The organism is Aquamicrobium sp. LC103, assembly GCF_001014615.2.
Lineage (GTDB): Bacteria > Pseudomonadota > Alphaproteobacteria > Rhizobiales > Rhizobiaceae > LBCQ02.
This window is the reverse complement of the sequence record NZ_LBCQ02000002.1, coordinates 33,780-46,339: the sequence shown is the minus strand read 5'-3', so window position 1 is coordinate 46,339 and position 12,560 is coordinate 33,780. Positions and strand designations below refer to the sequence as shown.

Sequence of the window (12,560 nt, the reverse complement as noted above, 5' to 3'; positions counted from 1 at the left end):
AGATTATGATAAGGCTGACCGTCCGGCAGATGGAATATTTCGAGGCGCTGGCCGAAACGCTGCATTTCGGCCGGGCGGCTGCCCTCGTGGGCGTGACCCAGCCGGCGCTCTCCTCGCAGATCGCGGAAATGGAGGAACGGCTTGGCCGCCGGCTTTTCGATCGCGGAGGCCGGATCGTCCAGCTCACCGAGGACGCGCGTGCGCTCAGGCCCCGAATCGAGCGCATCCTGTCGGAGCTTCGCGAGGTCGAGGCGGGGGGCGGCAACGGACGCGCACCGATGGAAGGCCGTTTCCGGCTCGGCGTCATTCCGACGGTGGCGCCCTACCTGCTGCCGTCGCTGCTGCCGGAGATCAGGCGCCGCTTTCCGGCGTTGGTGCTCGAGCTGCGCGAAACGATCACCTCGACGCTGATCGAGGAGACGATCGCCGGCCGCCTGGACGGCATGGTCGCGGCCCTGCCGCTCGACAGCCATGGACTGACTGTGGAGGAACTGTTCGAGGACCGGTTCTTCCTCGCCGTGCCCGCCGCCGATCCGGATTTCGTCTCGCCGCCGGTGCCGCCGGAAAGCCCGGCGCTGGAACGGCTGATGCTGCTCGAGGAAGGCCATTGCATGCGCGACCAGGCGCTCGCCGTCTGCGGCAAGGTGCGACCGACGGCGATGACGAATTACGGCGCGACGAGCCTGACGACGCTCTTGCAGATGGTGGCGCACGGCCAGGGCGTGACGCTCATTCCGGAGATGGCGACGGGCACTCCGATGCTCGATCTGAAGGTGGTGCCCTTCGCCGAGCCGATGCCGTCCCGGACCATCGGCTTTGCCTGGCGCAGGAATTCCAGCCGTCAGGGCGAGTGCCTGGCGCTCGCCGGCGTCGTGCGGCAGTTGGCGCCGATCTCAAGCGATCTGGAGGAGGTGCACGGCCAGAAGGATCCACATCACACCGAGAACGAAGGTGCCGAGCGAGAAGGCAAGCTGGCGGTGGAGAATCCGGTTTGAGGTGACGTGGATCGCCGCGTGCACATAGCGCATGGCCACGAATATCCACGCCAGAACCACTGCCAGGAAACCGGCTCCGCTCGTCGCGTAGAGCGCCAGGCAGACCGCGTGGAACAGCACCGGCAGCTCGAACTGATTGGCGAGATTGTTGCGGATGAAGAGGCTTTCCGGCGGCTCGTTCCTGTTCTCGCGGAACTGCGAGATCTTCGCGCTGCCCACGCGCACCGCCTTGCGGCGCGCGAAGAACATCAGCGCGTAGATGATATAGACCAGAAGGACATGGGCGATCATCGGCCAGAAAATGGCGATCTGGTTCATTGCGGCACCTCCGTCTGCAACGCGGAGCTTAGCGAAGAAACGCCGCAATGCGAGACCGGGCGAGCTCCGCGGCGGGGTTGTCGACAGAATTGGCGCGACGGATGGCCCGGAACGCACGTCCGTTCCAGGACTTATCCGCGGTTCGGGCAACCGAACAATCAGCTTCGACGACACGCCAGGTGACTCATTATGACGCGCCGTCCGGAGCTCGGTGCAATCTCCTCGCACACCGTCCGACGCGACGGTGCGGGCCGGTTAACCGCCAACCGGATAGTTCGGGCTTTCGCGGGTGATCGTCACGTCGTGGGTGTGACTTTCGCGCAGGCCTGCATTGGAAATGCGCACGAACGTCGCCTTGTCGCGCAATTCGGTCAGGTTCTTCGCGCCGACGTAACCCATCGCCGCGCGGAGGCCACCGGTAAGCTGGTGCAGCACGCCCGCGACCGGTCCCTTGTACGGAACCTGGCCCTCGATGCCCTCCGGCACCAGCTTCAGCGTATCGCGCACCTCGGCCTGGAAATAGCGGTCGGCGGAGCCGCGCGCCATCGCGCCGACGGAACCCATGCCGCGATATGCCTTGAAGGAGCGGCCCTGGTGCAGATAGACCTCGCCGGGGCTCTCGTCGGTGCCCGCCAGCAGCGAGCCGACCATTGCCGCGGACGCGCCGGCGGCGAGCGCCTTGGCCAGATCGCCCGAGAACTTGATGCCGCCGTCGGCGATGACGCCGACGCCCGCCTTGTCGGCCGCCTCGACCGCCGACATGATGGCGGAAAGCTGGGGCACGCCGACGCCGGCGACGATGCGCGTGGTGCAGATGGAGCCCGGCCCGATGCCGACCTTGACGCCGTCCGCGCCCGCGTCGATCAGCGCCCGCGTGCCTTCCGCGGTCGCCACGTTGCCGGCGACGATGCGTACGGAGTTGGAAAGCTTCTTCGCGCGGGCGACCGCGTCGAGCACGCGCTGCGAATGGCCGTGCGCCGTGTCGATGACGAGCAGATCGACGCCCGCGTCGATCAGGCGCTCGGCGCGCTCGAAGCCGTCGTCGCCGACGCTGGTCGCGGCGGCGACTCTGAGGCGGCCCTGCGCATCCTTGGCGGCGTTGGGGTTGAGCTGCGACTTCTCGATGTCCTTGACCGTGATCAGGCCGACGCAGCGGCCCTCGCCGTCCACCACCAGCAGCTTCTCGATGCGATGCTGGTGCAGCAGGCGCTTGGCTTCTTCCTGGTCGACGCTTTCCTTCACCGTGATGAGGTTCTGATGCGTCATCAACTCGCTCACCTTCTGCGAAGGATCGGAAGCGAAGCGCACGTCGCGGTTGGTGAGGATGCCGACGAGACGGCCCGTGTGATGCCCGCCCAGCCCGCCATTCTCGACGACCGGAATGCCGGAAATGCCGTGCGCGCGCATCAGCGCCTGCGCGTCGCCCAGCGTGGCATCGGGGCCGATGGTAAGCGGATTGACCACCATGCCGCTTTCGAACTTCTTGACCTGGCGAACCTCTTCCGCCTGCTCGGCCGGGGTGAAGTTGCGATGCACGACGCCGATGCCGCCGGCCTGCGCCATCGCGATGGCGAGACGGGAATCCGTCACCGTGTCCATGGCCGCCGAGAGGATCGGTATGTTCAAATCGATGTCGCGCGCGATGCGGGTCGAGACGTCGGTCTGGCCCGGCATGACCTCCGAATGGCCGGGCTGAAGCAGCACGTCGTCGAATGTGAGCGCCAATGCGCCGGTAGCCGTCTCGATTATTCTTGCCATTGCCAGTCCTCGGTTGCGCGAAAACATATAGGAATGAGCCGCGCCGGCGGCATGCGCCAGCGTCGACTCGTCATCTTCCCTTTCAGGATTGGCGCTGGCTCGTACCACGTTGCGCGCGGAATGAAAAGCTTTCCCTTGGCGCAGCACGCATCTTTCATCGGGCACAGGCGGCCGGAAGGCTTGTCTTCACGGCCAGCTTTCCGCAAAGCTGGCTCGAACTGAATGGGAGACACAACTTGACCATGACCTCGAACCTCATCCGCCAATCCGCAAGCGCAATCGTCGACAAGCTCAGGACGGAGGAGATAACGCCGCTCGACCTGCTCGACGCGCTGGAGGAACGGATCGAAGAGGTGGATAAATCGGTCAACGCGCTGCCGACGCTGTGTTTCGACCGCTCCCGCGCCAATGCGCGCGAACTGATGAAGAAGCCGGTCGCGGAGCGCGGCCGCCTCGCCGGCCTGCCGGTGCCGATCAAGGATTTGACCGAGGTCGAGGGCGTGCGCACCACCTACGGCTCACCGATCTACGCCGATTTCGTTCCCGAAAGATCGGACGTGATGGTCACCCATCTCGAACGCGATGGCGCCATCGTCTACGCAAAATCCGCCACGCCCGAATTCGGCGCGGGCGCCAACACTTTCAACGAAGTGTTCGGCGCAACGCGCAATCCCTGGAACACCGACCGCTCGGCGGCGGGCTCCAGCGGCGGCGCGGCGGTGGCGCTCGCCACCGGCATGGCTTGGGTGGCGCAAGGCTCCGACCTCGGCGGCTCGCTGCGCAATCCGGCGAGCTTCTGCGGCATCGTCGGCATGCGGCCGAGCCCCGGCAGGGTCGCCCGCGACCCCGGCGTGCTCGCCGACGATATTCTCGCCGTCGAAGGTCCGATGGCGCGCACGGTGGAGGACGTGGCGCTGTTGCTCGACGCCATGTCGGGCGAGGAGGTCACCGATCCGATCTCGCTGCCGCGCGAGCAACGGAGCTATCTCGAAGCCGCCAGAACGCCCGGTCGGCTCCGCAAGGTCGCCTTCAGTCCCGACCTCGGCATCACGCCGGTCGATCCGGAGGTGGCGGAGACCTGCCGCCGCGCCGCCTACCGCTTTGCCGAGATCGGTGTCACGGTGGAAGATGCTCATCCCGACTTCAACGAGGCGCATGAGACTTTTCAGACGCTGCGGGCTGCCGGCTTCGCCGCCTCGCATGCGCAGAAACTGAAGGACCACGCCGACCTGCTCAAGCCGGAGGTGATCTGGAACATCGAAAAGGGGCTCAAGCTCACCATGGCCGACCTGGTGCGCGCCCAGACGAAGCGTGGCGAGATGATGAAGCGCGCCCATGCCTTCTTCGACGATTACGATGTGCTGATGACACCGGCGACGATCGTCGCGCCCTACCCTGTCGAGACGCGCTACGTCGAGGAGTGCGGCGGCGTGAAGTTCGCCACCTATATCGACTGGCTGGCGATCGCCTACGCCATTACGCTGACCGGAGCTCCGGCACTTTCGCTGCCTTGCGGCTTCACCAGCGAAGGGCTTCCCGTCGGTCTGCAGATCGTCGCAAGACCGCGAGGGGAGGCAAAGCTGATCGGAGCTGCGGCGCAGCTCGAGAAGCTGCTCGACCTTGGCACCGTCAATCCTATCGATCCGAAAACGGGTCGCGACGGCCCGCAGGCAGATCGATAATCCGGGCGCGCGGGCGTGGTCATTCCATAGGAAGCCGGCAATGGACACCTCATCCGCCCTGATCGCCTTCTCGATCGCCGCCGCGCTGCTGACGCTGACGCCTGGCATCGACACAGCGCTGGTCTTGCGCACCGCCGCCGTGGAAGGCACGAAGAACGCGCTTCTCGCCGGCATCGGCATTTCGGCGGGCGTCCTCGGCTGGGGCGTCATAGCCGCGCTCGGCTTCGGCGCCCTGCTCGCGGTTTCCGAAACGGCCTATGCCATCCTGCAGATCGCCGGAGCGGCCTACCTCGTCTATCTGGGCCTGCAGATGATCCTGAGCGCCCTCAGGGGCAAGGCGCGGGCGGCGGTTTCCGGGGATGCGCCGGGCGAGAGGAGACCGGCCAAGGGGCCGCGCTGGTTCCTGCGCGGCATGCTGACCAACCTGCTCAACCCGAAAGTCGGCGTCTTCTATGTCAGCTTCCTGCCGCAATTCATCCCGGCCGGCGCGAGCGTCGTCACCTTCAGCATCCTGCTTGCGGCCATTCACGCGCTGATGGGCGTCGCCTGGCTTGGCGCGTTGACGTTCGCCACGCGCCCGGTAGCGCGCACGCTGCAGCGGCCCGCGGTGTCGCGGACGCTCGACGGCATCACCGGCTCGGTTCTCGTCGCTTTCGGCGTCAGGCTGGCGCTCGAACGTCAGACCTGACGCACATCGCGGATGCGGAGAGATTAATAATCCTTCGCCGCCACCCGGGATGACGGCGGAGGATATTACCCACCCGCCAGATCGATGCCTCAGCGTATCGAAAACTGTACCGGCACGGCGAGGTTCATGCGCGGCCGGGCGATCTCCGGCGGCGGGGCGGGAACCGGCGAAACGCGACGCACCATGTCGAGCACCTCCTTGTCGAGTTCCGGATAGCCCGAGGAACGGGCAATGCTCGCGGACAGGACGCGACCCGAGGGATCGATCGAGAAGGAAAGCGTGACGGTTCCCTCCTCGCGACGGTTCCTTGCGCCGCGCGGATAGCGCTTGTGGCGATTGAGATAGGAAGTCAGGCGCGACTGCCAGCGCTCCGGCGACACGCTTGCCCGCCTTGCCTCGCCCTGCCGTGCGGAAGCGCGCGGCGGCTGGTTGGCCTGCGCCGCCTGCGGCGCCGACGGTCGCGCCTGAGGCCTCTGCCTGGCGGGCTCCCGCTCCTTCCTCGGCGCCTGCGTTTCCCTGCGCGGAGGAGCCTTTTCGGCCACCTGACGGGGACGCTCGGGCCGCGCGGTCGGCAACGGGATGTTCACCTCGGGCGTGATCGCCTCCACGATCTCGGGTTCCGGCGGCGTTTCCTCCACCGGCTCCTGCTCAGCCACCTCCTCGACGGGCTCGGGCTCCGGCTGGGGCTCGACGACTTCCTCGGGAACCGGCTCGGGCTCCACGGGCGGCGGAGGCGTCTCCGCCGGTTCCGGCTCGGCGATTTCCTCGGGCTCCTCCACCGGCTCGGGCTGATCCTCGGCAACTTCCGGACCGGGCGCGACGGCCTCTTCCGGCGCCGGTGCGGGCGCGACCTCCGGCGACAGGTCGATCATGATCGCCGGCGGCGGGCCGCCTTGCGCGGGCACCGCCTCGCGCAGATTCTCCGTCATCCAGAAGGCGGCGGCGTGAACTCCGAGCACGACCACGCCGGCAGCAGTCCAGCCGGCGAATTCGCGCATGGAAACGCGGTCGTCGCTTCCGGCAAGGGTGAGGTTTGCTGGCGCTGCCATCGTCGAACGCGACTCCTACTGCGGCTGCGCAGGCGCCGCGGGAGCGGCGGAGCTTTGATCCGATGCCGGCACCGTTTCCAACCCGACCAAAGCGACCTTGAGATAGCCTGCACCGCGCAGAAGATTCATCACTTCCATCAGATCGCCATAGGCGACGGACTTGTCGGCGCGCAGGAAGACGCGGGCCTCGCGGTCACCCTCGGTGACGGAATCGAGCGCCGCCTGCAGCCTGTCCTTCGCCACATTGTCGTTGCCGATGGCGAGCGAAAGGTCCTCCTTCACCGTCAGGTAAAGCGGCTCGTCCGGCCTGGGCGCGGGTGTGGCCGTCGATGCGGGCAGGTCGACATTGATGTCCACAGTGGCGAGCGGCGCCGCCACCATGAAGATGATCAGGAGAACCAGCATCACGTCGATGAACGGCGTGACGTTGATCTCGTGGTTTTCCGACAGTTCGTCGCTTTCGGTGCTGCTGTTGAGGCTTCCGGCCATGGCTACTACTCCGCGGCGGAGGCGATTTCAGGAGCGTTGCCGCGCAGCGGCACGACATTGCGGAAATCGAGATCGCGACTGACCAGGCGCTCCACCGCTGCCGAAGCGTCGGAGAGCAACTGGCGATAGCCGGTGATCGAGCGGGCGAAGACGTTGTAGATCACGACGGCGGGAATGGCCGCGACCAGACCGAGCGCAGTGGCGAGCAGCGCCTCGGCGATGCCGGGGGCGACGACCGCCAGGTTCGTGGTCTGCGCCTGCGAAATGCCGATGAAGGAATTCATGATGCCCCAGACGGTGCCGAACAGTCCAACGAAGGGTGCGGTCGAGCCGATCGTGGCGAGCACGCCCGTTCCCCGTGTCAGCCGGCGTCCGGCCTGGGCCTCGATGCGCGAGAGGCGCGAGGTGACACGCTCCTTGAGACCCGCGCCTCCGGCGCTGTCGATCGCGCCGGCGGAGAGGGCGGCTTCCTCGGCGGCGGCCTTGACCAGGAGAACGCCGGGACCGCCGCGGCTGCCGAGCGCCTTGTTGGCCTCGGCGAGGCTGCGCGATTCCGCGATCACCTTCAGAGCGCGGCGAATGCGCGTCTTCGCACCTGTGATTTCCAGCGACTTGGCAAGCCAGACGGTCCAGGTGACGAACGAGGCAAATGCGAGGCCGATCATAACGGCCTTCACCACCCAGTCGGCCTGCATGAACATGCCCCAAGGCGAAAGATCGTGCGGCAGGTTGGCACCGCCCACGGCGCCGGGCGGAAGAGCCTCCTCGGCCGGGGAAGCGGCGGCTTCCGCGGGCTGCTGCGAGGAAGCACCCGGCATCGGCGCTGCCGGTGTGGCGGCGGCGGGCGGAACGGAGGGCTGGGAGGTTCCTTCCTGCGGAGCGGCGCCGGGCGCGGCCTCGGGCGCCTGCGCGGCGGGAGCATTCTGCACCGGCTCCGCCGATTGCGGCGCTGCCGGAGCGGCAGGTGCCGCTTCGCCGGTCGCCGGCGCTGACTCGGGAGCCTGTCCGGCGGGCGCCGGCTGCGTGGTGGGGGCCTGCGCCGCGGGCGCCTGAGCGGGCTGCTCGCCTGCGGGGAGTTGCGGCGGGGCTTGTTCCTGCGCGAACGACGGCTGGATGCAAAGCCCCATTGCCACGGCGAAAACATATGGCAGGCTGCGAGCCCTTATGGATCGCGGCGCGGCGACTGCCCCATTCAACTGCATGATCGTACCCTTGCTTACTCGCGAGCCGACGGCTCCTTCGGGATAAGTTGACTGCAATACTCCGGTATTACATTCAAGGGCTTTAAGCCAAAAATTCGACCTTGACCGCAATTTTTCGCGTCACGCCCGAAAAAATGCGTCAAATGGTCTACTTTCGACCTGTTCATATACGGCCTTTCCCCCGCGTCAAAGAAAAAGACGCCTCAGATGACGGGCCTGGGCCTGCCTGGAGGCGCGGGATCGGGAATCGGAGGCGGATCCGGCGTGGGCGCGGGATCGGGCGGTGCCGGCGTCGGACCGGGATAGGGATCAGGAAAAGGCGGGGTCGGTCGCGGCGGAGTTGCTGACATCTGGCGTCTCCCTCGTTTCCAGGCAAACGCCGGCGGCGCGCATGCGTTCCAAACCCGTCGTCAGCTGCTCAGCGTGCGTTTTACCGCATCGGACCATCCCTTGAGCCGGCTGCGGCGCATTGCCGGATCCATCAGCGGCTCGAAGCGACGGTCGAGCGCCCAGGCTTTCGAGAATTCGGCTGCATCCGGCCACACCCCCGCCCGCGAGCCGGCAAGCCAGGCAGCGCCGAGCGCCGTGGTCTCCAGGATGGTCGGACGGTCGACAGGCGCGTCGAGCAGATCCGCCAGCCGCTGCATCGTCCAGTCGGAGGCGACCATGCCGCCGTCCACCCGCAGCACCGTCTTCGCCGAATTGGCTTTCCAGTCCTTCCGCATCGCCACCAGCAGGTCGTGGGTCTGGTAGGCAACGGATTCGAGCGCGGCGCGGGCGAATTCGGCCGGTCCGGAATTGCGCGTGAGCCCATAGATCGCGGCGCGCGCGTCGGCATCCCAGTGTGGGGCGCCGAGCCCGACGAAGGCCGGCACGAGATAGACTTCCTGCGAGGGGTCGGCGCTGTCGGCGAGCTTGCCCGTCTCCTCGGCGCGCGAAATGATCTTCAGCCCGTCGCGCAACCATTGCACCGCCGCGCCCGCCACGAAGATAGAGCCTTCGAGCGCATAGGTGGTCTTGCCGTCGAGCCGGTAGGCTATGGTGGTGAGAAGCCGGTTCCTCGAACGCACGAGATGCTCGCCCGTGTTGAGCAGCGCGAAGCAGCCGGTGCCATAGGTCGACTTCATCATGCCCGGCTCGAAACAGGCCTGCCCGATGGTGGCGGCCTGCTGGTCGCCGGCAACGCCCAGGATCGGAATTTCCGCGCCGAACAGCGTTTTGTCCACCACGCCGAATTCGGCCGCGCAATCCTTCACCTCCGGCAGCATCGCGCGCGGGATGCCGAGAATATCCAGAAGCTCGGCATCCCATTCGTTGTTCTCGATATTGTAGAGAAGCGTGCGCGAGGCATTGGTGGCGTCGGTGACGTGAACGGCGCCGCCGGTCAGCCGCCAGATGAGGAAGCTGTCGATGGTGCCGGCGAGGAGTTCGCCCTTCTCGGCCCGCTTGCGCGCGCCCTTCACATTGTCGAGCAACCAGGCGATCTTCGTGCCGGAAAAATAGGGATCGAGGAGGAGCCCGGTCTTTCGCGTGAACTTACGCTCCAGCCCCCGCGCGATCAGCTTCTTGCAGAACGCAGCCGTGCGCCGGTCTTGCCATACGATCGCGTTGTGGATCGGCTTGCCGGTCGTCCTGTCCCAGACGACCACCGTCTCGCGCTGATTGGTGATGCCGATCGCCGCCATGTCGCCCGCCGAAAGCTTCGCCTTCTTGAGCGCTGCCCCGACGGTGGAAAGGACGCTCGTCCAGATCTCCTCCGGATCGTGCTCGACCCAGCCGGAAGCGGGATAGTGCTGCGGAAATTCCTCCTGGCCGACGGCCGCGATCCGCATCCGGCCGTCGAAGATGATCGCACGGCTGGACGTCGTCCCCTGGTCTATGGCCAGAATGTATCCGCTCATGAGTTCTTCCCTCCCCGGCAGGCCGCCAGCGTCAGACGCTTTCCCGCATGAATCGGCCGATCTCGTCAACCTGTCCGGCGCTCAGCCGCAGGCCGAGCTTGGTGCGCCGCCACAGCACGTCGTCGGCGTTTCTCGCCCATTCCTGTTCCATCAGGTAATGCAGTTCCGCCTCGTAGAGGTCGGCGCCGAACAGCCGGCCGAGATCGGCGGGCGACCTGGCATCGCCCAGGATCAGCCGCGCTCTCGTCCCGTAAAGCCGCGTCAGCCGGCGCGCATGACCGGGAGCGAGGAACGGGAAGTCGGCGGCGAGCTTCGCCACCTCCTCCTCGAAGGCCGTCACAGCGAATTCACCGCCGGGAAGCGGTGCCTGCGCCGTCCACGGTCCGCCCTTGGCGCCGATCAGCTCGCCGATCTCGTCCAGCATGTGTTCCGACAGCCGCCGGTAGGTGGTGATCTTGCCGCCGAACACGTTGACGAGCGGCGGCGTATCCTTGCCGTTTTCCACTTTCAGCACATAGTCGCGCGTCGCCTCCTGCGCCTTCGAGGCGCCATCGTCGTAAAGCGGGCGCACCGCCGAATAGCTCCAGACCACGTCCTGGCGCCGCACCGGCTCGAGAAAGTATTCACTCGCCGCCGCACACAGATACTCCACCTCCGCCGGGGTGATCCCGACCTCGCGAAGGTCCCCGTCATAATCCTGGTCGGTCGTGCCGATGAGCGTGAATTCCTCCTCGTAAGGGATCGCGAAGATGATGCGTCCGTCTCTGTTCTGGAAGAAATAGGCGCGCGAATCGGGAGACTTCCTGCCCACCACGATGTGGCTGCCCTGAACGAGGCGCACATTGTGCACGCCGCGTTGCCCCAGGGCCTCGTCCAGCACGTGATCTATCCAGGGGCCGGCGGCGTTGACGAGCAGGCGGGCGAAGGCCGCTCGCCGCTCGCCGCTCGCCACGTCCTCCGTCGTGACGCGCCAGCAGCCCTCCTCGTGCCGGGCCTCGATCACCCTGGTGCGGGTGGCGATCACCGCTCCCCTGTCAGCGGCATCGCGCGCGTTCAGGACCACCAGACGCGCATCGTCGACCGCGCAGTCGGAATATTCGAAGCCGCGTGAAAACAGTTTCTTCAGCGGCCGACCGGACGCGTCGGAGCGCATGTCGAGCGTCCGGGTCTTGGGCAGCAGCCTGCGGCCGCCGATATGGTCGTAGAGGAACAGCCCCAGCCGCAGCAACCAGGCCGGCCGCAAGCCCTTTTGATGCGGCAGCACGAAGCGCATCGGCTTGATGATGTGCGGGGCGTTGGCCCAAAGCACCTCCCGCTCCATCAGGGATTCGCGCACGAGGCGAAACTCGTAGTGCTCGAGATAGCGCAACCCGCCGTGAATCAGCTTGGTCGAACCCGAGGAGGTGCCGCCTGCCAGATCTCCCCTCTCCGCCAGATATACGGAATAGCCGCGCCCGACCGCGTCCCGCGCGATACCGCATCCGTTGATCCCGCCGCCAATGATGAAAATGTCGTGGATTTGCCTGTCGGTCAAAAAAGCCTCCTAGGCGGCGGAGAGAGCAGCACCTTCGAAAAATGTTAAAAGGAATTATTTCGCGCCAATAACGAATGTCAAACGAAAACCACACGGCTCAAACCGCCGTCTCGATCATCCTGACTTCCGACTCCACGCACAGCGCGCGGATGCGCTCGACCTGACAGATGTCGGTAATGAAGGTGTTCACCTGCGAGATATGCCCGATACGCACCGGAGCGGTGCGTTCGAATTTCGTCGAATCGGCGACGAGAATCACATGGCGCGCGTTGGCGATGATAGCCTGCGCAACCTTCACCTCGCGAAAATCATAGTCGAGCAGCGCGCCATCCTCGTCGATCGCGGAGGCGCCGATGACGGCGTAATCGACCTTGAACTGCTTGATGAAGTCGACCGCGGCCTCGCCGACGATGCCGCCGTCGGAGCCGCGCACGACGCCGCCGGCGATCACCACCTCGAGCGAGGGATAGACCCTCATCCTGTTGGCGACATTGATGTTGTTGGTGATGACCATCAGCCCCTGGTGGTCGAGCAGGAACTGGCTCACGGCCTCCGTCGTCGTGCCGATATTGATGAACAGCGAGGCGTTGTCGGGGATGAGCCTGGCGGCCGCTTGGCCGATCGCATCCTTCTCCTCGGCCGCAATCTTGCGCCGCGCCTCGTACTGGACGTTCTCGATGCCGGAGGGGAACAACGCTCCGCCATGAATGCGCGACAGGAGCCGCCTGTCGCACAGATCGTTCAGATCCTTGCGGATCGTCTGCGGCGTCACGTCGAAATGCGCTGCAAGTTCCTCGACGAGCACCCGCCCGCTGTCCTTTGCCATCTGGACGATTTCGGCCTGGCGCGGCGGCAGATACATGCGCTTCTCCTGCTTTCGTTTTGCGCGACCCTAGCGAAAAACGAAAGCGCAGGATAGCGGGCGTTCGGCGGGCCAGCCCGCT

General features: G+C 66.2%; 11 protein-coding genes. 3 read left to right on the top strand and 8 right to left on the bottom strand.

Going from position 1 to position 12,560, the window contains the following annotated elements; all coding sequences use genetic code 11:
- The first annotated feature begins 5 nt into the window (after window positions 1–5).
- Window positions 6–995, top strand: coding sequence for a hydrogen peroxide-inducible genes activator (locus tag XW59_RS03610; RefSeq protein ID WP_082137385.1), 990 nt, complete (start codon window positions 6–8; stop codon window positions 993–995).
- Here the strand turns inward: XW59_RS03610 and XW59_RS03605 are convergent.
- Window positions 894–1,313, bottom strand: coding sequence for an MAPEG family protein (locus XW59_RS03605; protein ID WP_047143417.1), 420 nt, complete (start codon window positions 1,311–1,313; stop codon window positions 894–896). The genes XW59_RS03610 and XW59_RS03605 overlap by 102 nt on opposite strands.
- 255 nt (window positions 1,314–1,568) lie before the next feature.
- The gene (gene guaB / locus XW59_RS03600; protein WP_047143850.1) at window positions 1,569–3,071 is read right to left on the bottom strand and encodes an IMP dehydrogenase; all 1,503 of its coding nucleotides are present in this window, start codon (window positions 3,069–3,071) and stop codon (window positions 1,569–1,571) included.
- Between the two features lie 242 nt (window positions 3,072–3,313).
- On the opposite strand from guaB, the gene XW59_RS03595 reads away from it, so the two are divergent.
- Both XW59_RS03595 and XW59_RS03590 read left to right on the top strand, forming a co-directional pair.
- Window positions 3,314–4,753, top strand: a complete 1,440-nt coding sequence (locus XW59_RS03595; protein ID WP_047143416.1) for an amidase family protein — start codon at window positions 3,314–3,316, stop codon at window positions 4,751–4,753.
- A gap of 40 nt (window positions 4,754–4,793) precedes the next feature.
- Window positions 4,794–5,441, top strand: coding sequence for a LysE family translocator (locus tag XW59_RS03590; protein WP_047143415.1), 648 nt, complete (start codon window positions 4,794–4,796; stop codon window positions 5,439–5,441).
- A gap of 89 nt (window positions 5,442–5,530) precedes the next feature.
- On the opposite strand, the gene XW59_RS03585 is transcribed toward XW59_RS03590, so the two are convergent.
- The 6 genes from XW59_RS03585 to XW59_RS03560 form a co-directional block, all read right to left on the bottom strand.
- Window positions 5,531–6,490 (bottom strand): energy transducer TonB, encoded by a 960-nt coding sequence (locus XW59_RS03585; RefSeq protein ID WP_047143414.1) that lies wholly within the window; start codon window positions 6,488–6,490, stop codon window positions 5,531–5,533.
- Between the two features lie 15 nt (window positions 6,491–6,505).
- Entirely contained in the window at window positions 6,506–6,979 is a 474-nt protein-coding gene (gene exbD / locus XW59_RS03580; RefSeq protein WP_047143413.1) for a TonB system transport protein ExbD, read from the bottom strand.
- 5 nt (window positions 6,980–6,984) lie between these two features.
- Window positions 6,985–8,106 (bottom strand): tonB-system energizer ExbB, encoded by a 1,122-nt coding sequence (gene exbB / locus XW59_RS03575; protein ID WP_082137384.1) that lies wholly within the window; start codon window positions 8,104–8,106, stop codon window positions 6,985–6,987.
- A gap of 485 nt (window positions 8,107–8,591) precedes the next feature.
- Window positions 8,592–10,082 carry a glycerol kinase GlpK gene (gene glpK, locus XW59_RS03570; protein ID WP_047143412.1) on the bottom strand — a complete coding sequence of 497 codons (1,491 nt, stop codon included), beginning with the start codon at window positions 10,080–10,082 and terminating at the stop codon, window positions 8,592–8,594.
- A 31-nt stretch (window positions 10,083–10,113) separates the two neighbouring features.
- A complete protein-coding gene (gene glpD / locus XW59_RS03565) occupies window positions 10,114–11,616 on the bottom strand; it encodes a glycerol-3-phosphate dehydrogenase (RefSeq protein WP_047143411.1) in 1,503 nt (500 codons plus the stop codon).
- 97 nt (window positions 11,617–11,713) lie between these two features.
- Window positions 11,714–12,478 carry a DeoR/GlpR family DNA-binding transcription regulator gene (locus tag XW59_RS03560; RefSeq protein ID WP_047143410.1) on the bottom strand — a complete coding sequence of 255 codons (765 nt, stop codon included), beginning with the start codon at window positions 12,476–12,478 and terminating at the stop codon, window positions 11,714–11,716.
- Window positions 12,479–12,560: the final 82 nt, after the last annotated feature.

Coding starts and splice junctions, on each gene's coding strand:
- XW59_RS03610 (WP_082137385.1), top strand. CDS start 6: ATGATAAGGCTGACCGTCCGGCAGATGGAATATTTCGAGGCGCTGGCC.
- XW59_RS03605 (WP_047143417.1), bottom strand. CDS start 1,313: ATGAACCAGATCGCCATTTTCTGGCCGATGATCGCCCATGTCCTTCTG.
- guaB (WP_047143850.1), bottom strand. CDS start 3,071: ATGGCAAGAATAATCGAGACGGCTACCGGCGCATTGGCGCTCACATTC.
- XW59_RS03595 (WP_047143416.1), top strand. CDS start 3,314: ATGACCTCGAACCTCATCCGCCAATCCGCAAGCGCAATCGTCGACAAG.
- XW59_RS03590 (WP_047143415.1), top strand. CDS start 4,794: ATGGACACCTCATCCGCCCTGATCGCCTTCTCGATCGCCGCCGCGCTG.
- XW59_RS03585 (WP_047143414.1), bottom strand. CDS start 6,490: ATGGCAGCGCCAGCAAACCTCACCCTTGCCGGAAGCGACGACCGCGTT.
- exbD (WP_047143413.1), bottom strand. CDS start 6,979: ATGGCCGGAAGCCTCAACAGCAGCACCGAAAGCGACGAACTGTCGGAA.
- exbB (WP_082137384.1), bottom strand. CDS start 8,106: ATGGGGCTTTGCATCCAGCCGTCGTTCGCGCAGGAACAAGCCCCGCCG.
- glpK (WP_047143412.1), bottom strand. CDS start 10,082: ATGAGCGGATACATTCTGGCCATAGACCAGGGGACGACGTCCAGCCGT.
- XW59_RS03560 (WP_047143410.1), bottom strand. CDS start 12,478: ATGTATCTGCCGCCGCGCCAGGCCGAAATCGTCCAGATGGCAAAGGAC.